The organism is Yoonia sp. SDW83-1 (assembly GCF_046762885.1).
Lineage (GTDB): Bacteria > Pseudomonadota > Alphaproteobacteria > Rhodobacterales > Rhodobacteraceae > Yoonia.
Genome location: NZ_JBKQXO010000001.1, coordinates 182,679 through 201,718, shown reverse-complemented (window position 1 = coordinate 201,718; position 19,040 = coordinate 182,679). Strand labels below are relative to the sequence as shown.

Sequence of the window (19,040 nt, the reverse complement as noted above, 5' to 3'; positions counted from 1 at the left end):
AGCGCCTAGTGATTGTCGCGCGGCATATGTTTGCGGGCGATATCTTTGTAATCAGGCGCATCGCGCAAGGTCATGCCCTCGCTCAGCGGCTGGACCATGCCCCGGAAATACTGCTGCCACGGTGACTGGCTGGCAGGGATCGGATATCCACCAGCGGCCATCAATGCGTCTTTCCTCGCCTGCAATTCGGTGTCCGATATCAGGATATTCGCCGTGCAAGCCTTCAGGTCGATGCGCACCCTGTCACCGGTCTGCAGCACCGCTAGCCCGCCATTATCCGCAGCCTCGGGCGAGGCGTTCAGGATTGATGGCGATCCGGAGGTGCCGGATTGACGCCCGTCGCCGATGCAAGGCAGCGCCTGAACACCCTTTTTCAACAGGTATGACGGCGCACGCATATTCACGACCTCTGCCGCGCCGGGATACCCTTTGGGTCCGGCGCCGCGCATCACCAGAATACAGTTTTCGTCGATATTCTCAGCCGGGTCATCAATGCGGTGATGATAGTCCTCTGGTCCGTCAAAAACGACAGCGCGGCCTTCAAAGGCCTCCGGATCGTCCGGGTTGGACAGATAGGTCTTGCGAAAGGCGGGGCTGATCACGCTGGTTTTCATGATCGCACTGTCGAACAGATTGCCCTTGAGGTTGACGAAGCCAGCGGCAACCTTCAGCGGATCAGCAACGGACTTGATCACATCGTCATTTGTCGAACCGGTGGTGGCGCAGTTCTCGCCCATCCCCTTCCCATTGGCCGTGATGGCATCCGGGTGCGGCAGCAGGTCCGCATCCAGCAGCGCGTTCACCACGGCGGGAACCCCGCCGGCCCGGTGAAAATCCTCACCCAGATATTTGCCGGCGGGTTGCAGATTGACCAGCAGCGGGATGTCATGCCCCAGCTTTTGCCAATCGTCATTGTCCAGCGGCACACCCAGATGGCGGGCAACCGCATTGAGATGGATCGGCGCATTGGTCGATCCGCCAAGGGCAGAGTTGATCACAATCGCATTTTCAAACGCGGCGCGGGTCATGATGTCGGATGGGCGCAGATCCTCCCACACCATATCGACAATGCGCTTGCCGGTTTCATAGCTGATCTGCCCCCGTTCCCGGTAGGGGGCCGGAATCGCGGCAGCACCCGGCAATTGCATCCCCAATCCCTCGGCCAGCGAATTCATCGTCGTGGCGGTGCCCATGGTGTTGCAATAGCCCACGGACGGGGCAGAGGCGGCAGCGATTTCCATGAACTGGGCATCGGTGATCTCGCCTGCTGCCAGTCTTTCGCGGGCCTTCCAGATCACGGTGCCCGACCCGGCGCGTTCACCTTCAAACCAGCCATTCAGCATGGGACCGACTGACAAGGCGATGGCCGGGATGTTGACCGTCGCTGCCGCCATCAAAAGGGCCGGTGTCGTCTTGTCACAACCAATCGTCAGGACCACGCCGTCAACCGGATAGCCAAACAGCGTTTCAACCAACCCCAGGTAAGCCAGATTGCGATCCAGACTGGCGGTCGGGCGTTTGCCGGTTTCCTGAATGGGATGCACCGGCATTTCCAAAGGCACGCCGCCCGCAGCAATAATCCCGTCGCGCACCCGCTTGGCCAGTTCAATATGATGGCGGTTGCAGGGACTCAGATCGCTGCCAGTCTGGGCAATGGCAATGATCGGCTTGCCAGACTGCAACTCTTCCCGGGTCAGGCCGTAATTCAGATACCGCTCCAGATACAGTGCGGTCATTTCCGGATTATCGGGATTATTAAACCACTGACGAGAACGCAGGTCTTCGGGGCGAATTCTGGACAATGGCGGATCCTCTCATGCAAGCGGTGACATTGCGTTGATCATACCAAAAGGCCGACGTTTGCAAGGGATGATCTGTCTTTCAACATAAAGATACGCCAGCGGTGCGATATACCCAACCGCTCGGACGGGAAATATCAAGCCAACGTGTATTGCTCCGATACTGACCCTGTGATGAGATTGGCAGCACAGATGCGTCACCCGATCAGGAGCGGACCCACCAATGCGCGTTTCGCGACGGATATTCATCGGCGGCGGCCTGACCATAGGCGCCGTGACGGTTGCAGGTATCGCAAATCCAAATCTGTTTTACAGCCTGCTGGCACAACAGGTCCAAGGTGGCACACTGTCAGCGCCAGAGGCACACGCCGCCGCATTGGTAGGCGACATCACGCTGATCGATATCCGGCGGCCCGACGAATGGTCCGCAACAGGTAGCGGAGAGGGCGCGCACCGGCTTGATCTGCGCCGCGCCGATTTTGTCGACGAATTGGCAAAGCTGACGGGCGGCGACAGGGATGCGCCGATTGCCTTGATCTGCGCGCGCGGCGTGCGGTCTTCGCGGCTTGCCAATCGGCTGACCGAAGCAGGGTTCACCCAAATCATCGACGTGCCTGAAGGGATGCTTGGGTCAGCCGCCGGTCCCGGATGGCTTGCCCGGGGCTTGCCGGTTGTGACGGACAACTAAACCCAGTCCTACTCCGCAGCAATATGGCTTGAGGCTTCCAATGCCCGCGCGGCATGGCGACGCTCAACCATGGCACGGCGAATGATCGGCGGCGCATTTAAGCCCTCTGGCGTGCCCATATGGCGGGCCGACCAGCGACGGGCCGACAGGTCCACACCGCTGAGCGCAGACAGCGGGATCGCCCCCGCCAGGCTCAGCGCGATGGGCAAAAGCCACAATGTCACCAACCCTTGCGACATCCCGAAAAGTGCGCCGAACCCCAGCACAGTCTCGAACCAATGAAACTTGGCCATTGTGGCCAAGGCGTAATGACCGCCACGCCGGTTCTGCGGCAGCCAGCTTTGACGCTGGCCCAGGAATTTCATCACCACCGCCTTGGTCTGCTGCACCATCAAAACCGGGGCGTAAGCGATGGACAGGACGATCTCCAGCGACAGCGATGTCAGAAACTGCCAGAACCCGCCAAGGTCGCTCAACCGCAACCCGGCCTTGTGAATGACGCCAGCACCAAGCACCTTGGGGGCCAACAGCATCGCATACATGAAAGCCAGGATCATCAGGCTGTTCCCGGTCGTCATCGACGGCCAGTTCACCTGCGCATCAAACCCGCTGAAATACTTGACCACATTGTCCTGTTCCCCGTTCCCGACAAGGGCCCAGATGATCAGCAGGGTGAACCAAGCGGGGGACATCAGATATCCCATGGCCCCGCTGACCAGATGAAACCGCGACATGGCGTGAAACCCGCGGGATGACAGCAGGCTCAGATGCTGCAGGTTGCCCTGACACCAGCGGCGATCGCGCAGGATATAATCAATCAGCGTGGCGGGCACCTCTTCATAGCTGCCTTGGACACGCGGCAGAAACCGCACCGCCCAACCGGCGCGGCGCAGCAGACCAGCCTCAACAAAATCATGGCTCAGAATCAGCTCGCCCTCGCCGCGTCGCGACCGCATGCGTGGCAGACCAGCACAGGATGCAAAGGCGCGGGTGCGAATAATCGCATTGTGTCCCCAGTAGTTGCCTTCCTGATCGGTCCATCGGCTCAGCCCCTCTGCCAGAGGCGCGCCATAGACCCGGTTTGAGAACTGCTGAACACGGGCAAAAACAGTGCGCGCACCAAAGATCGTGGGGAAAGACTGGATCAGACCGGCGGCGGGATCAGCCGCCAACGCATCCGTCAGGGCGACGATGGCATCGCCACTCATCAGGCTGTCGGCATCCAACACCAGCATCGCCTGATAACCGCCACCCCAGCGTTCCACCCAATCCGCCAGATTGCCGACCTTGCGGTCGGTGTTCACGGCCCTGCGGCGGTAATAGACCTGCGTGCCAACCGGAAGGCGTGATCGCAGGTTGAAAAACGCACGTTCCTCTACCTCTGCCGCAGCGGCATTCTGGGTGTCCGACAGGATAAACAGCGCATAATCATGCGCACCGCCATTTTCGGCCAGCGCCAGCATCATGGCAGCGGCATTGCCGAATACATCCGCTGGAACCTCATTATAAACAGGCACCAGCAACGCCACCTTCTGCGATGGTAGTGGTGTTTGGGTGGTCTGCCGGGCGTGCCCCAGAAACAGGCTGCTGATCCCCACAAGCGTTGTGGAAAGCGACAGGGCGATCCAGAAAAATGTGACCGTGATCAATCCAATGATAGCATATTCAAGCGGGTAAAGCCCCGCCATCGCAAACCAGTCCACGATCATCGACACGACGATACCGGTGACCAGAACAGCCGGACCAAAGGCCAACACACGCCACCAGCGCGTGGCGCGGCGATCCATGGCTCCGGGTGCCGAAAGATCGCGGTGCGGCCTGTCCAGCATCTGGATCGGGCGCGCCAGCGGAACCTCTGGCGGCATCATATGCGGGCGGGTCATGCCGTCCATCGATACAACCACACTTCTGTCAATCGCTGCCCGTCCTTGAGGATTTGTGCGCGCAGTTCAACCAGCTTCGCATCACCGGGCAGAATGCTGAAATTGAGACGTAAGCCACCCGTTCCCGGGTTATGCTGCAGAACCGACGGCGACACCTCGCCTGCTGAACCACGCAAAATGACGGTCAAGTCATCAAAGGGCCCCTCAAGGTCAGGATGGGGGGCAAAGTCGATGGCAAACACCGTCTTGATCTGGTCGAACCCCTTGCCCACGCGGGTGTTGATGACCCGGGCCACATCGGGCAGCCCATCGGGGTCGCTGCCCCATTCCATCTGGTAGGCGAAATCCTGACGCTCGCCTGCAATCATCGGGGTGCGGGGCCGCCAATAAGCAACGATATTGTCGTAAATCTCACGATCAGCCGGGATCTCGATCAGCTCGACGGCGCCTTCCCCCCAGTTATCGCCCGGCGTGATCCAGAGTGAGGGGCGCGCCTCGTAATGCGCCTCAAGATCGGCAAAGCTTTCGGGGTCGCGGTCCCGCTGCATCAGGCCGAAACCCTGCGGATCCTTGTCGATAAACGCACTGATCTCCACGTTCTTAGGGTTGGCCAGCGGGCGCCAGATACGCTCTCCGTTACCATTGACGATCAGCAGGCCTTCGCTGTCATGAACCGCTGGGCGAAAGTCGTCAAAGCGATGACGGTTGGTTTCATCAAACAGGAACATCGAGGTCAGCGCACCAAGGCCCACATGGGTCAAATCAACGCGCGGAAAAAGCGTGGCGGCCACTTGCATCCGGGTCGTGTCACCATGGGTGATGATGAACTGATAGGCCCCCGTCACCGATGGGCTGTCGAGCAGGGCATGAACCACGAATGACGTCGCACCCGGTTCCGGTGCCTCCACCCAGAAATCGGTGAAATCGGGAAACTCCTCACCCGCCGGATCAGCCGTGCGCAAGGCGAGACCACGGGCTGAAATCCCATAGGCCTGACCGTTTCCGATGGCGCGGAAATAGCTTGCCCCTTGAAAGACTACAAATTCCTCAAAAATACCCGGCTGCTTCAGTTCCGCCCGCATCCGCAGGCCCGCATAACCCATCGTGTCATCAACCGGCAGATCGGGAAAATCGGCGGTCGTATCAAAAAGCGAAAGATCATAGGGCAAGGCACGCGCCTCACCATCCTCGACCAGATGTATGGTTGTGGGGCGCTCCACGTACAGCCCAGCCGTGAACAGGTCCAGCTTCAGCGGACGGTCCGTACCGTTCCAGATCGCCTTTTTCTCGTTGAACCAGATATGCTGGAACAGATCATAATCCAGCGTGCGCCAACCCTCGGGGATCAGGGGGCGGGCGATATAGTTTTCCTGCGATTTCTGTCGGGCATGCTGGATCAGCCAATCACGCGAAAAGGCTTGCGTCTGCTGCGCGCGCGCGGGTCCCACAGGCAATGTCGCAGCGGCCATCAGGGCCAGAACTGTACGGCGATCCATCATGCTTTGGCGGCTCCTCTCCAAGGCTGGCCCTTGAACCAGGCTGCGGCATAGGCCGTTGCAAGGATGATGGCAAAGCCCGCGACATTGACCATCGCAATCGGCAGCGGGTCACTGCCGGTCTGATCAATCACGAAACCCAGAATGCGCGACAACACGACCGTGGTCAGGAATACAGCCAGCGATTGCTGCCCAACCTTGGTGATCAAGGTCACGATCCCGCGCCACAACCGGGCCAGGATCGACTTGCCCGTTGCCACGATGTAGCGGCCTTGCGGGCCAGCAATGGCCCAGCCAAAATAGGCCACTGCCAGAAAATGAATGTAGCGCAGCAGACCTTCATCGGTCTTTGAAATCCACATCCGGTTCTCGGCACGCCACGGGTTCACCCAATCAAAACCCAGTTCACGGACAGCCACGGTTGAGACCATGAAACCGCCGACCAGAACAGCAGCCACCAGAACAATCATCCAAAGATTGATGGGCGGAGCCGAGATCCAGCCGCTCATCAAACCAAAGCCAGTGAAAAAGACAAGTTGCCAGGTGAAGGGATTGAAAAACCACTCACGGTCGGACCAGGGTTCGGCAGGTAAACTGATCTGCAGCCAGCCGATGCCAAGCCAGTCCAGCAATGCGCCCTGACCCAGAAACCAGACCACACCCACAAACACGGCCACAAGCCACAGATTGATCTTGGCCAGTGCCATGACAATGGGAACCATCACCAGGATCATCATATACATGGGCAGGATATCGAAGAAGTTCGGCACATAGGTCAGCGTGAACAAACCCACCAACTGCTCAGGTGTCTCGTTGAAGAACCGCCCAAGGTTCAGCGAACCGATATAGGATTTGTCAAAATCGCCATTGGTATCGAATGCGGCCAGCGCCATGGCGGTCAGCAGGAACGTGGCGATATGGGCCCAGTATATCTGCCAGACGCGAAATCCGATGCGCGCTGTGCCCAAAACCCAGCCGCGCCGCTGATATGTACGGCCAAAGGCAACGGCAGATGCCATGCCCGAACAAAAAACAAAGATTTCGGCCGCGTCAGACAGGCCAAACCGGGCCGGGATCCACTGGTTCCACCAATTGCCAGGCGTGTGCGCCATCAGGATGATGAACATCGCCAACCCGCGATAGAAATCAAGTCGCGGATCGCGGATGGTCTGTGTAGGGAGCGCGCCAGATGCAGTCATATGTGACGTCTTTTCAACTCTACCAACTGTTGGTCGCACCTCAGGATGCGGCAACCCGCGCTGCATCACCCGCCGCACGCCGCCCATCAGCGATCAGCTTCTGCCGCGCGGCGGCATAGCCGTCAATACGTCCGTTGCGCAGCTTTGTGCGTTTGGCCAGCACGGCTTCGGCCTCATCAAGGAAACCGGCGCGAATGCCGCTATCGATGGTCAGACGTTCAAATACATCGCGCTGGGCATGGCTGCCGCCGGCCCCCTGCAGATCGGCATTGGCCCGTGCGAGATTGATAAACGCGGTTTCGAACTTGGCCTCACCAAAGGCCTCCAGCCCGATCGCTGCGGCAAGTCCCGGGACGGCCATCGCCTTTTGCATGTCCGTCCGGCTTTCCTTGGCATCGCGGTGCAGACGCCCCATCATCGTAGTAATCGCGCTGTGCCGCTGATCACCCACAAGGGCCAGCAGATAGTGCAGGTCAGCAAAGATCAGGCAACCATCCTCGGTCCGGTTGGCAGACAGATCAGCCAGTTCTTCCCACCGGTACCCTACATCAATACCATCCAGCTCCAGACGACTCAGCAGGGATGTGGCGTTCGAGATGTCGCGATAATCATCCGTCTTGTCCTTGCGGATCTGCTGATCGTAAAGGTCCAGCACCACATCAACCTCACCCAGATCAAGATGCATCAGCGCCTTGTGCCACCACACATGGTAACGGAAATTGTTGCAATGGGCCCAAGCCTCTTCACGCCCGGACAACCACTTGATCCCACCGGCTGCATCAGCTGTCATGTCATGGACATGCGCCACCGCGTGCAGCCCCCAGGCATCATCAGGGGCCAGCAAAAGGCCCTCGCGCCCGGCGATCTGGGCGCGGTTGTATTCGCCGGTTTCTTCCAGTGTGAAGGCATGGCAGCCCAGCAGATATCCGTATCCGGGATGCGTATTGGAGTAAGCTGGCAGGACCTGTTCGACCATGCGCCGCATGCCAATATTGTCACCCAGAACAAAACGCAGGGCATGATCCAGTTTCATGGCCAGCGTATCTGTTGGGTTGTCGGCTACTGCGGCCTCAAAATGGCGCAGGGCGGCTTTTGGCTGGCCCATCATCCAGTCGCGCAAGGCGTTCAGGAAATAGGCCTCTCGCTTGCTGGCGGGCATGGCACTATTCGCTGCCTCTGCGGCCTCAAACGCCTCTTGCGCTGTCGCCAACAGCTCCTTGCGGCCCAGCAGGATATAGAACATCGCCTTGACAGCATGACCAAGGGCAAACTGCGGCTCAGCCGTCAGCGTTTCACCAAGATGAGTCGGCGTCGTGGCGCCATGTGCAAGAAACGCAAGCTGCGTCCGATTCCAGCTTTCCAAGGCCTGCGCGTTCGAAATCGTCGTATCCTGCCCGAAAATATCCTGCATCATGTGCCAATCTCTCCTGTGTCCCAATGTCGGTAACAGCCTCTCGTGAAAGACACACCACACAGACCCGTGATTGACGAACCTGTCATAAGTGTTTCAAAGAAGATTAACGTTTCTTATCAGGGCTTTATTTTCAACCGTCGCAAAACCTCGGCAGTATCCTGCCCAAGGCCGGGCGGTGCCCGCCGATAAGTGACCGGGGTTGCTGAAAATTTCAGCGGATTGCCGATCAAACGCACAGCCCCGGTATCGGCATCATCGCAAGCAACGGTCACGGCCATCTCCCTTGCCGCGACCTGATCAGAGGCAAAGACCTGATCAAGTGTCTGAACTGGGCCCACCGGCACGCCGCACCCTTCCAGTCCTTCAATCACGTCATCTATTTCCAATGCAGCCAGCGGCGGCACCAGCGCATCAATCAACGCCTCGCGGTTGTTCAACCGGGCGCTGTTTGTTGCAAATCGTGGATCATCCGGCAGCGTATCAAGCCCCAGAAATCCACAAAAGCGGCGGAACTGGCTGTCATTGCCCACCGCCACGATGACATGGCCGTCAGCTGTGGCGAAAACCTGATAGGGCGCGATATTTGGGTGCCCGTTGCCACGCCGGATCGGGCGCTTGCCGGTCGTCAGATGACTGGTGCCCTCGTTGATCAGCCAGGCAATCTGGCTATCGACCAGTGACAGGTCGATATGCTGTCCTTCGCCGGTCTGATCGCGGTGCCGCAACGCCGCCAGAATGCCAACGCTCGCATACATCCCGCACATCACATCGGCGATGCCGACCCCCACCTTCATCGGCTGGCCATCCGGCTCACCCGTCAGCGACATGATCCCGCCATATCCCTGCGCCATCAGATCATAGCCGGGCTTGTGGGCATTCGGCCCAGTCTGGCCATAACCCGAGATTGAACAATAGATCAGTGCGGGATCAGCCGCGCAGAGCGTGGCGGCATCCAGCCCGTATTTCGCCAATCCGCCCGGCTTGAAATTCTCGATCACAATATCGGATTGCGCGGCCAGTTGGCGGATGGTTTCCTGCCCCTCATCTGTCGCAATATCAACAGCCACCGATAGTTTATTGCGGTTGGCACAGAGGAAATAAGACGACAGATCAGTAGGCTGTCCATCCTTGCCGGTGACAAAGGGCGGCCCCCATGTGCGCGTGTCATCCCCGCCATTGGGGTTCTCGATCTTGATGATCTCTGCCCCCAGATCGCCCAGCAACTGGGTGCAGGTCGGCCCGGCCAGAATACGGCTCAGATCCAGTACACGAACACCATCCAGCGGTCCCATATCAAATCCGTCCGTCATAGGCTTGGCGGTCAATTTCGGCCGCAATCAGGGTGAAACTATCAGCCTGCAAGGCCTCTTCCAATGCGTTGGACAAACCTGCGCGGTCACGGACCGTCACACCATTGCCGCCAAACGCGCGGGCAATTGCGGCGTAGTCATGCGTGCCGAAATCGACGCCTGTATTGTCCATCTGCCTCTGGCGCTGCTTCAATTCGATCAAGGCAAGCGAGGCATCGACAAAGACAACAAATATCGTGTTCTGCCCCAGTTCTGCCGCCGTCGCCAACTCGCCCGCGACCATCAACAGGCCCGCATCACCAGAAAAGCTGACGACAGGGCGGTCGGGTGCCGCGATCTTGGCCCCCATCGCCAGTGGCACGGCACATCCCATGGTGCATAGGCCCGATGATTGCAGCAATGTGCGCGGGGCAGGGCAGGTCCACATTTGCGACAGCAGAATACGATGCGCCCCGCTATCGACAGTCGCAATCGTTTCGGGCGGCAGGACTGTGCGGCAGGTATCAATGACAGCCCCCGGACCCCAGTCCTCATCCACCGGAAAGGCCTGCGCCAACTGGTCCTTCAACGAGGAAATCTGGCCGTCAGCCCATGTCTCGCGTGGGGCAACATCCGCACCCAATGCAACCAAGGTCGCACCGGTATCGGCGATAAAGCTCAGCCCCGCCTGATGCATGTAGTGGTGGTTTGGGACCGCATGGATATCGATTACCCGCTGCGCCGTCGGGTCCCAGGCATTCTGCCAGCCCGTGCGCATCTCAATCGGGTCATAACCTACCAACAGGATCAGGTCCGCCTGACCCAGAAACGGCAATAGATGACCATCCGCCAGCGGCGACAGGCCCGCCCCACCAAGGGCGAGCGCATGATCCTCTGGCAGAACGCCCTTGGCTTTGTAGGTGGTGATGACCGGCACATGGAATGTATCGGCAAAATTGCGCAAGGCATCCTCTGCCCCGTCCTTAAGCACATCCAGACCAGCGACAATGACCGGACGCTGCGCCTCTGCCAGCCACGTGCGGGCGGTCACAAGGTCCGCACCACTGGGGGCAACCGGGCTTGCCGTCACCCGGCCGACGTGCAGCGGGTGGGCAGGGGCGTCGGCTACGGAAATGGGGACATCAATATGCACCGGCCCGGCCCGGCCCTCGGTGGCGATACCCACGGCCTTGTCGGCGATCACGCCACAGGCCTCGGCATTCAGCGTGAATGTGGCCTTGGTGATCGGCTCAAAAACCTTGCGATGATCTAGCACCTGATGGGTATAGGTTTCTGCCTCTGCGGCATCAACACAACCGGTCAGCACGATCAGTGGCACGCGATCCTGCTCGGCATTGGCGATCACATTGACGCCGTTCATGGCCCCTGGCCCGACCGTGGCGACCAGAATGGCCGGGGCACCATCGACGTGATGCACCCCTTCGGCCATGAAACCGGCGGCATTTTCATGCTTGGTCAGTACAAAGCGAATGCCCGCCTTTTCCAGCGCATCAATCAGGGTCAGCACTTCACCCCCCGGCATCCCAAAGGCAAACCGGCACCCGGCCGCATATAAACGGCGCGCCAGAATATCGGCTGCGCGAAGTGTTTCCTGCATATCGTGTCCCTGTCGGTGTGGTGTCAGCGGGTGGCAGCGGTGGCGATGGCGTCAAAGACGGCATCTAACTCTTCCGCAGCTACCATCAGGTCTGCGGTGGCGTCCAGCGCATAGGGCTGAAAGACAAAGCTGGGCTGTTTGTACGATAGGGTCGCCGTGCCGTCGGGTTCTTCGGTCAGGTAGAACCGCACAGGTGCCTCAATCATTGCAGGAACCGAAGCCTCCAGAATACGAACCGCGTAGATGTTATTGAACACGCCAACCACGCGATTTTCAGGGATCGTGATACCTCGCGCCCGGGCGGCACCGGTCGGGCCCGCCTGTGTGACAACGGCCAGACCGTTTTCGCGCACCGCTACTTTCAAGTCGTCCAGCAGATCGTCAAAGCCTTTATCGGTCGCCATGACGACCCAGCCTTCGCGCGGCGTGACGGATTGCGCGGTTGCAGGCAACGCCGCCAGAATAACCATGACCAAAATAAGAAATCGCAAGGGTCCACACCTGTCATCTTCACTTTGCATGGCCATAGCGCAAAACAATGTTGCAGTGTTTCAATTAGATGTGTCGAAGACAAAAAAAAGAGAGGCCGGATCGGCCTCTCTCATAATTTTCGTGATCCGGGCGCCCTAGTTCGTGGCCTTGGTCGTGTAGCAATCCGATCGGATCTGCACACAGATCTGCGTTGCACGGGAATCGCTCACCGGACCAACCGCCACACTGACAAGCGACCCGCTTGCTGAAAAGCGCGGCGTCAGACCGGCCAGGGCACTTGCATTGCCTTGCGATACACTCGCCCAGTGGCGACGGGCGGCCTCTTCTGACCCGAAGGCACCCAGATAGGCAAAATGCGTCCCGCCAGCCGGGGCCGCTTGGGTCGCAACCTCCAAGGCCGCACGCACATCCGCTTGTATTCCGCCACCTGCCGCAGGCGTTGCCGCCCGGGATGAGATACCGGCCGAATTCTGCGTCTGCAGCCGGGGCACATTCACCGCGTTGCTCAGCGATGCATCGTCAAGGCGGATATTCTCCATCCGATCACGCAGGCTGCGCGTGATGCGGCGGGTATCGACCGCATTGTTGACGATGCGCGGCGTGATCAGGATCAGCAGTTCGGTCTGGTCTCGTGTCCGCGACTGACGCCCAAACAGGGCACCAATGATCGGCTGGCGCGCCAGCCCCGGAACACCGGCGCTGCCGCTGGTGCTGCGATCCTCGAACAAACCACCCAATGCAATCGTCTCACCACTATCCACAGCGACCGAACTTGAGATCGTACGCTGCGAAATGATCGGGTTGCCGGTCGAGGCATCGGTTTCACCGATTGTGCTGACCTCTTGCTGGATGTTTAGCACGACAGAGCCAGACGAGTTGATGCGCGGTGTGACCTCAAAGATCACGCCGGTATCGCGGAACTCAACGGTAGAGACAAAGACCTCCGGATTGTTGTTTGCATCCTGCGCGGTCTGCACAGAAATCGGCACCTGATCCCCAACCACAAGGCGGGCGGATTCGTTGTTCAGGATCATCAGATTGGGGGACGAGACGACATTCACGGTCGTCACATCATCCAGCGCATCAATAATCACCGATGGGCTGGCCACGTCAAAGACTGCGCTGAAACCGGGGACCTCAGCCGCGATGCCAGTGCTGGCATTCGAACGGGTCAAACCATAAGTATCCCCGCCATCCTCAAAGAAATACTGCACACCATAGCGCAGCTCGTCATTCAGCGACACTTCGACGATGGTCGCTTCAACCAATACTTGGCGCGGTGGCACGTCCAGCCTGTGCAACATACCCAGAACGCGTTGATATTCATCATGCGTGCCATGGATCAGCAAAGTGTTGGTTGCTTCGCTCGCCACAATCCGGGTTGCGTTCGTGTTCTGATCAAAACCGCCCCCATCAAAGCTGGCACTCACCACCTCCGCATCGGCAGACGGGCCGGTTTCGACCTCGATCCCCAGAATTTGCGACAGGGTGGGGGCGATATCGGCCGCACGCGCATATTTCATGTCATAGGAATAGACCTGCGCGTCGTTCAGACCCTCTTGGGTCAAACGGCGGATCCAGACGGCGACATTCTCCAGCGCGCTGGGCGTCTTGGCGACGGCCAGGATGGAATTGTTTTCGGGGATCACCTCGAACACCACGATGGGTTCAAAGCTTTCATCGGTCTCAACGACCAGTTCAAGACCGTTCACAATAGACTGGGCCGAACGCCCCCGGATCGGGAACACACCAACAGACCGGTTGGCCAGCCAGTTGACGTCAAAGCTGGTGATCGTGTCCTGCCACGCGCGCTGATCGGCAGATGTGCCGGCAAGAACGATGATGTTACGCTGGGCATCGATGCCCACGATGTTGGCACCTGCAAATGGTTGCAGGATCGTGGCCATTTCCTGCGCCCCGATATGACGCAGCGGGATCACCCGCAGCGAATAACCCATCGGTACATCACGGCCCACAGATGCACCGATGCTCAGATCACCGGACAGCGGCACGATGGCAAAGGTGTCGCCACGGCGGACCAGTGCGGCATTGTTCTGCTTCAGCGCCAGTTCAAAGACCTCAATGGCCGTGGTGCGGCTGATCGGCTGGCTGGAGCGGATGTTCACTGTCCCCTGCACGTTGGGATCAAGCACATAGTTTTCGCGCAAAAGCTCACCCAGAATGGCGGCTGCGGCCTCTGCGATGGTGACATCGACCAGGTTCAACGACACGGTGCGTTCGCCGGAACTGTTCACAAAATCGCTGTCGCGGAACAACGGCTGGCGACCGGGATAGATCGTGCCATCGCCCGCCTGCACCAATTGGCCGTCAGTCACACGGCCTTCACGCCGCTGACCGGCTTGGCCATCGCCGCCACCAAGAATGGTGCGGGCACGCCAACTTTCCAAGGCAGTGGGCGCATTTTCATCACGAGAGATCAGGTCATCACAACCCGTCAAAAGCGCAGCCGCAGCCACGCAAAGCATAAACTTGTTCATCATCTGCCTCAATCGTCTGCGCCCGGATGTACCCCCGGTGCGCCCTGCATTTTTGCATTATTGGCACAAGTTTGGCCCGTAAACGCCTAAAAAGGAAAGACAATAATATAGGCCGCGCACATATGTGCTCCATATGCAACGCCCATTCTGCGCCTGTCAGAGCCGGATCGCTGTATTTTTCCAAGCACCTCCGCAGTCAGACCGGTGATCGCCGCGATGCCCAAAATCAGCGAAATCTGCTGTGGTCCGGTCAGCGCACCAAGTCCCGCAGCCAACCAGATGTCGCCCGTCCCGAGCGCCTCGACACCGCGCCAGAACCGGAAAAACAGTTGCAAGCCGAGCAGAATACCACCGCCAATCGCGGCACCTGATGCGGCGTGCGCCCAGGAATCCGTGGCCCATGCCACCACGACACCCAAAGCCAATAGCGGTATCGTCCAGACAAAAGGCAACCACCGCCACGCCAGATCAAGAACCGCCAGCAGCACAAGCAGGCCCACAACAGCGGCCAACACCGCGGCATCCGGTCCGCCAAGCAGTGCTGCAAAGACCACCGTCAGCACCAGCCCGGCCTGCAGACCATGGGTCACGGGGTATTGCCAGCCGCGTATCGCATCGGGCGGCATGACCTTACGCAACGCCGCGCGGCATGTCAGACGCACCGGCCCAAACGCGACTGCAAGGCACATGGCCAGCACAGCCGCCGCTGCTATCCATGCGCCGCCTTCCATCGCTATCGGATCTGCCGAACCGACAGGATTTCATAGCGCATCAGACCACCCCGAAATGACAGGCCGCGCTGGGCCACCTGCGCCTGCAGGGTTCCGCGGGCACCCGTCGTCAGCTGCGCTTCGGCCTCTATCGTGTAAACCGGGCCGCTGCCCTCTACCAGCCAGGCGACGGCGCTGCCAAGCCGCGGCATCGGGCGTCCGGTCGACCGACGCACCAAGATTTCCTCCACATCGCTTGGGCCCAAACCGGGGATGGATTCCAATACCGTGCGCGATGCGGTGCGCGGGTTCACCTGCGCGGAAAAGTTCAGGGTCGTCAGATACCGGCTTGCGGCAGCCGCTGTGTCACCATTGAACCCCGCGCGGATCAGGGCTGTGTAGACCGACCCGATAGTGCCATCGGGTTGTTGCGCAAAACCGGCCAACGCGTCCGCAACGGTGACCGCGTCAAATGCATCGATCCCCTCAACCTCACCAATCCGGACAAGGGCCGGGGTCAGCACTTGCGACGGGGCCTGCAGGATGTCGATCTTGCCCGCCTCATCGATAATGCGATAGGTGACGCGCCCTTCGGCCATTTGCAGGGTGATTGGCGTGCCATCCACCGGGCTGCGCACCTGGTCAGGGTCGATACGACCCAGATCCGCCATGGCGACATTCACACCGCTGCGTGCCAGTTCCAGCGCGCGGGCGGCACCGACCTCGGCACTGACATTCAATGCCTCCTGTCGCGCGGTGGACAGAAAGGCCGAGACGGCCAGCAACAAGGCCAGCCCGATCCACATAACCGTGATCAGAACATAACCGCGCTGCCCGTGTGTTCTGCGGTTTATCTTCATCTCAGATCGCACCGGTCATCCTCCAGCCCGCCGGGTCCCAGTGCGGCCAGACAGGATGTGCTGACTGTTGCGAAAATCCGGGCCGTCAGCATGCGCGCGTCGCCAACCTCAATCGCGATGGCAGCGGGCAGGCCATCATCACCACCGCTACCGGTCTCATAGCGCCAGGTGTCGCCAACACTCGCGCCATCGCGCGGTAGCAGATACAGGATGCGGATCGGTTCATTCGCACGGACGACTTCCGTTTCCTGTGGGTCGTCCGATGCGATGCGGGCGTCGATCTGCCCGAAATGGCGGGCGGCGATCAGGGCATATGTGCTGTCTGAAATCGCTTCAACCCGCAACTCACCGACAAATGCGGGCGTACGACCAGACCCGACCGGTTCGACCACCATGCGTGCGGTGGTACTCGTTCCGATAAAGCGGGCATCTGTCGCCTCAACGCTGGCAGCCGTCACGCCAGAGGCCCAGCCAACCAGCGCGCGACGGGCCGCCAGCCAGTCGGCGGCACTTGTTTCCACTGCGGCGGCACGGCGCTCTGACGCCAGCCGCAACCCCCAACTTGCCCCTGTCAGCAGGGCAAGGGTCATTGCGGCAATCGCCAGTGCCACCAGCGCCTCGGCCATGACAAAGCCAGCCGTTTTCTGACGACGGCGCATCATAATGGCGACTGCGCATAACGAATGGATCGCAGGACAACCGGCGTTGTCGTCTCCGTCGGGTCAGTCACGGACACCGAGACAAAGATCAGCTCATTGGGATAAACCTCGCCCAATTGCATATCAGCTGTGGGGGTCGCCCCGATGATCAGTTCCCACTGCAACCCGTTCTGCGTGCCGGTTTCGACCGTACCAATGCGCAAGGGCAGATCGATACCAACACGATCTATCACATTGGTGGCCAGCAAAACCTTTTCGGCCTGCGCGCTGGTCCGGCGGTCCAGCAAGCTGCCCGTGGACAGCGCACTGTAAAATCCATTGATGATCAGGGCCGCGATGGCCAGTGCGACAAGACTTTCGATCAGGGTAAAGCCCCGCATGCGGCCACGGCGGATCATTGGACCTCCACCCGGCCGGTCAGCCAATCCAACGTCACCGTCGCGGAATGATCATCCTTACTCAGCGTGACAATCAACCCCTCCGATCCGCCCGACGGCTCCAGGATCAGCCGGGCCTCATCAGGCTCGATGGTAATGCCTCGTGCGATGACATGCGTGGCACCGCCCGCCAGCAATGTGCGGTCACTGGCCGACAGGATCACCTCAACGGGGCGACCCAGTTCCAGCGCCCGCAATCGGGTCTGCTGCAAAAACAGCCCCATATCTGCGGCCTCGGTGCGAAGTTCGCCGCGCGCCGTACCGCCAAAACTTACGATACCGATGGCACCCACCATCAGCACGATGGCGACAGCGACCAGCACCTCAACCGTGGCAAGGCCGCGCGCATTGCGGCGTCTAGCCAGAGATATCCGCATTGCGCCCCGTTCCACCGGGCTGGCCATCCGCCCCCAGCGATATGATCTGCACCTGACCATCCTCAAACTTGTAGATAAACGGATTGCCCCAGGCATCGGTGGGCAGCGCACCATCACGGGTATAAGGGCCGTTCCATCCCGCAATGCTGCCGGTATCGCTGACAAGGGCGGTCAATCCCTCAGCCTCATTCGGGACACGGCCCGTATCAATCGAGAATATATCAACCGCGGCGCGCAACTGATTGATCTGCGCCTCAGTCGTGTCAACACGCGACCCCTGCAAGGCACGCATCGCCGCAGGGCCAACAAGCCCCACCAACAGGCCCACGATGGCAACAGCGACCAGCATCTCGACCAGCGAAAAGCCGACAGTGTGGCGCGTTCTGCGCCTAGAACGAGATCGAATTGACAGACACAATGGCCGAGAAAAGCGCATAAAGGCTGACCCCTACAAGTAGTCCCACAATGATGATCAATGCGGGTTGGAATAGCGCGAGGAAACGTTCCAGGTCACGGTCGGCAGCCTCGCGCATTTCTTCCGCCGCCCGTTCGATCATACCGGACAGATCGCCCGTCTCTTCACCAATCCGCACCATCTCCACGGCAGCGGACGGCATGATATTCGCCCCCGTAAAGGCCGTTGACAATGCTGCACCTGTTTCCACCTCGGATGATACCTTTTTCAAGGCACTTTTGACACGGCCACTGGGTGCGGTTTCGGCCACAACGCGCAAGGCTTCACTCAGGATCACCTCGCGGCGCAGCAGTGCACCCAGGATGTGCAGGACAATCATGACCTGATTGCGGCCAATGACATCACGCACCAAGGGTAGGCGGGATGTCGCCGCTGACAGGATGGGCAAGGCCTTGCCACGACGATGCAGCAGCCACAGGGCAAAGCCACCAAACAGCAAGGCCGTCACGATAAGCGGCCAGATCGCACTCAGCGCAGCCGAAATGGCAAAGATCGCCCGCCCCAGCACAGGGATCATATCCATCCGATCCTCAACCAGCGGGCGGAATTGGGGGATGATGGCGATCATGATCAGCCCCACCGAAATCAGGGCAACGACCAGCAACAGGCCGGGATAAAGCAATCCGGTCATGATGCGGCGGACCAGCATCAGCCGCTGTTCCAGAATACCGGCGGCAGTCGCCAGCGCCTCTGACAGATCACCCGAAATCTCCGCCCCGCGCACCAGCGCAAGGGTTGCGGCATCCTCCAAGCCCAGATGCGTGCGCAGCCCGTCCATAAACCCACCGCCTTCGCGCATATGCATGCGCAGCGCTGCGGCGGATGCTGAAATGGAGCCATCATCGCCTTCCGCCATGATCGACAAGGCACGGTCCAGATTGATCTGACTGCCGGTCAGCTTAGCCAGCCGCGAAATCACCGCCACTTTCTGGCGTTGGGTCAGGCGGCCGACCTTGCCGCTCCGCTTGGCGGCAACCGGTTCCTTCGGCTTCGACGCCGCAATCTCAATCGGATATAGCCCCTCGGCACGCAGCTTTTGGGTCGCGTGCGCACTGTCTCTGGCCGCGATCTGACCTTTCTTGCGCAGTCCTTCGCCGTCACGTGCGGTATAATCAAACAGAACGGTCGCAGCCGTATCCGGCATGG

The 19,040-nt window shown here is 59.8% G+C and carries 17 protein-coding genes; 1 reads left to right on the top strand and 16 read right to left on the bottom strand.

What is annotated here, in order from left to right; translation table 11 throughout:
- Nucleotides 1-5: 5 nt before the first annotated feature.
- Nucleotides 6-1,802: an IlvD/Edd family dehydratase gene (locus tag ACFWW4_RS00980; RefSeq protein ID WP_411889148.1), complete on the bottom strand. Its 1,797-nt coding sequence runs from the start codon at nucleotides 1,800-1,802 to the stop codon at nucleotides 6-8.
- Between the two features lie 220 nt (nucleotides 1,803-2,022).
- On the opposite strand from ACFWW4_RS00980, the gene ACFWW4_RS00975 reads away from it, so the two are divergent.
- A complete protein-coding gene (locus ACFWW4_RS00975) occupies nucleotides 2,023-2,487 on the top strand; it encodes a rhodanese-like domain-containing protein (protein WP_411889147.1) in 465 nt (154 codons plus the stop codon).
- 8 nt (nucleotides 2,488-2,495) lie between these two features.
- Here the strand turns inward: ACFWW4_RS00975 and mdoH are convergent, their stop codons facing one another.
- From mdoH to ACFWW4_RS00900, 15 genes are all read right to left on the bottom strand, one after another.
- Entirely contained in the window at nucleotides 2,496-4,370 is a 1,875-nt protein-coding gene (gene mdoH / locus ACFWW4_RS00970; RefSeq protein WP_411889146.1) for a glucans biosynthesis glucosyltransferase MdoH, read from the bottom strand.
- Nucleotides 4,367-5,869, bottom strand: a complete 1,503-nt coding sequence (locus ACFWW4_RS00965; protein WP_411889145.1) for a glucan biosynthesis protein — start codon at nucleotides 5,867-5,869, stop codon at nucleotides 4,367-4,369. Before ACFWW4_RS00965 ends, mdoH begins: the two co-directional genes overlap by 4 nt.
- Entirely contained in the window at nucleotides 5,866-7,065 is a 1,200-nt protein-coding gene (locus tag ACFWW4_RS00960) for an OpgC family protein (protein ID WP_411889144.1), read from the bottom strand. The genes ACFWW4_RS00965 and ACFWW4_RS00960 overlap by 4 nt, the downstream gene beginning before the upstream one ends.
- Nucleotides 7,066-7,105: 40 nt before the next feature.
- Nucleotides 7,106-8,479, bottom strand: coding sequence for a tetratricopeptide repeat protein (locus ACFWW4_RS00955; protein WP_411889143.1), 1,374 nt, complete (start codon nucleotides 8,477-8,479; stop codon nucleotides 7,106-7,108).
- Nucleotides 8,480-8,595: 116 nt separating this feature from the next.
- Nucleotides 8,596-9,771, bottom strand: a complete 1,176-nt coding sequence (locus tag ACFWW4_RS00950) for a CaiB/BaiF CoA transferase family protein (protein ID WP_411889142.1) — start codon at nucleotides 9,769-9,771, stop codon at nucleotides 8,596-8,598.
- Between the two features lies 1 nt (nucleotide 9,772).
- The gene (locus ACFWW4_RS00945) at nucleotides 9,773-11,386 is read right to left on the bottom strand and encodes a thiamine pyrophosphate-binding protein (RefSeq protein ID WP_411889141.1); all 1,614 of its coding nucleotides are present in this window, start codon (nucleotides 11,384-11,386) and stop codon (nucleotides 9,773-9,775) included.
- 23 nt (nucleotides 11,387-11,409) lie between these two features.
- Entirely contained in the window at nucleotides 11,410-11,877 is a 468-nt protein-coding gene (locus tag ACFWW4_RS00940) for a DUF302 domain-containing protein (RefSeq protein ID WP_411889140.1), read from the bottom strand.
- Between the two features lie 135 nt (nucleotides 11,878-12,012).
- Nucleotides 12,013-14,376 carry a type II secretion system secretin GspD gene (gene gspD / locus ACFWW4_RS00935; protein ID WP_411889139.1) on the bottom strand — a complete coding sequence of 788 codons (2,364 nt, stop codon included), beginning with the start codon at nucleotides 14,374-14,376 and terminating at the stop codon, nucleotides 12,013-12,015.
- An 86-nt stretch (nucleotides 14,377-14,462) separates the two neighbouring features.
- Nucleotides 14,463-15,107 (bottom strand): prepilin peptidase, encoded by a 645-nt coding sequence (locus tag ACFWW4_RS00930; RefSeq protein ID WP_411889138.1) that lies wholly within the window; start codon nucleotides 15,105-15,107, stop codon nucleotides 14,463-14,465.
- Nucleotides 15,108-15,109: 2 nt separating this feature from the next.
- Entirely contained in the window at nucleotides 15,110-15,946 is an 837-nt protein-coding gene (locus ACFWW4_RS00925; protein ID WP_411889137.1) for a hypothetical protein, read from the bottom strand.
- Nucleotides 15,943-16,608 (bottom strand): hypothetical protein, encoded by a 666-nt coding sequence (locus ACFWW4_RS00920; RefSeq protein ID WP_411889136.1) that lies wholly within the window; start codon nucleotides 16,606-16,608, stop codon nucleotides 15,943-15,945. The genes ACFWW4_RS00925 and ACFWW4_RS00920 overlap by 4 nt, the downstream gene beginning before the upstream one ends.
- A complete protein-coding gene (locus tag ACFWW4_RS00915; RefSeq protein WP_411889135.1) occupies nucleotides 16,605-17,003 on the bottom strand; it encodes a type II secretion system protein J in 399 nt (132 codons plus the stop codon). Before ACFWW4_RS00915 ends, ACFWW4_RS00920 begins: the two co-directional genes overlap by 4 nt.
- Nucleotides 17,000-17,419: a hypothetical protein gene (locus tag ACFWW4_RS00910; RefSeq protein WP_411889134.1), complete on the bottom strand. Its 420-nt coding sequence runs from the start codon at nucleotides 17,417-17,419 to the stop codon at nucleotides 17,000-17,002. The genes ACFWW4_RS00915 and ACFWW4_RS00910 overlap by 4 nt, the downstream gene beginning before the upstream one ends.
- Complete coding sequence (gene gspG, locus ACFWW4_RS00905) at nucleotides 17,400-17,855, bottom strand: type II secretion system major pseudopilin GspG (RefSeq protein ID WP_393927812.1); 456 nt, start codon at nucleotides 17,853-17,855, stop codon at nucleotides 17,400-17,402. The genes ACFWW4_RS00910 and gspG overlap by 20 nt, the downstream gene beginning before the upstream one ends.
- The gene (locus tag ACFWW4_RS00900) at nucleotides 17,809-19,038 is read right to left on the bottom strand and encodes a type II secretion system F family protein (protein ID WP_411889133.1); all 1,230 of its coding nucleotides are present in this window, start codon (nucleotides 19,036-19,038) and stop codon (nucleotides 17,809-17,811) included. The genes gspG and ACFWW4_RS00900 overlap by 47 nt, the downstream gene beginning before the upstream one ends.
- Nucleotides 19,039-19,040 lie beyond the last annotated feature (2 nt).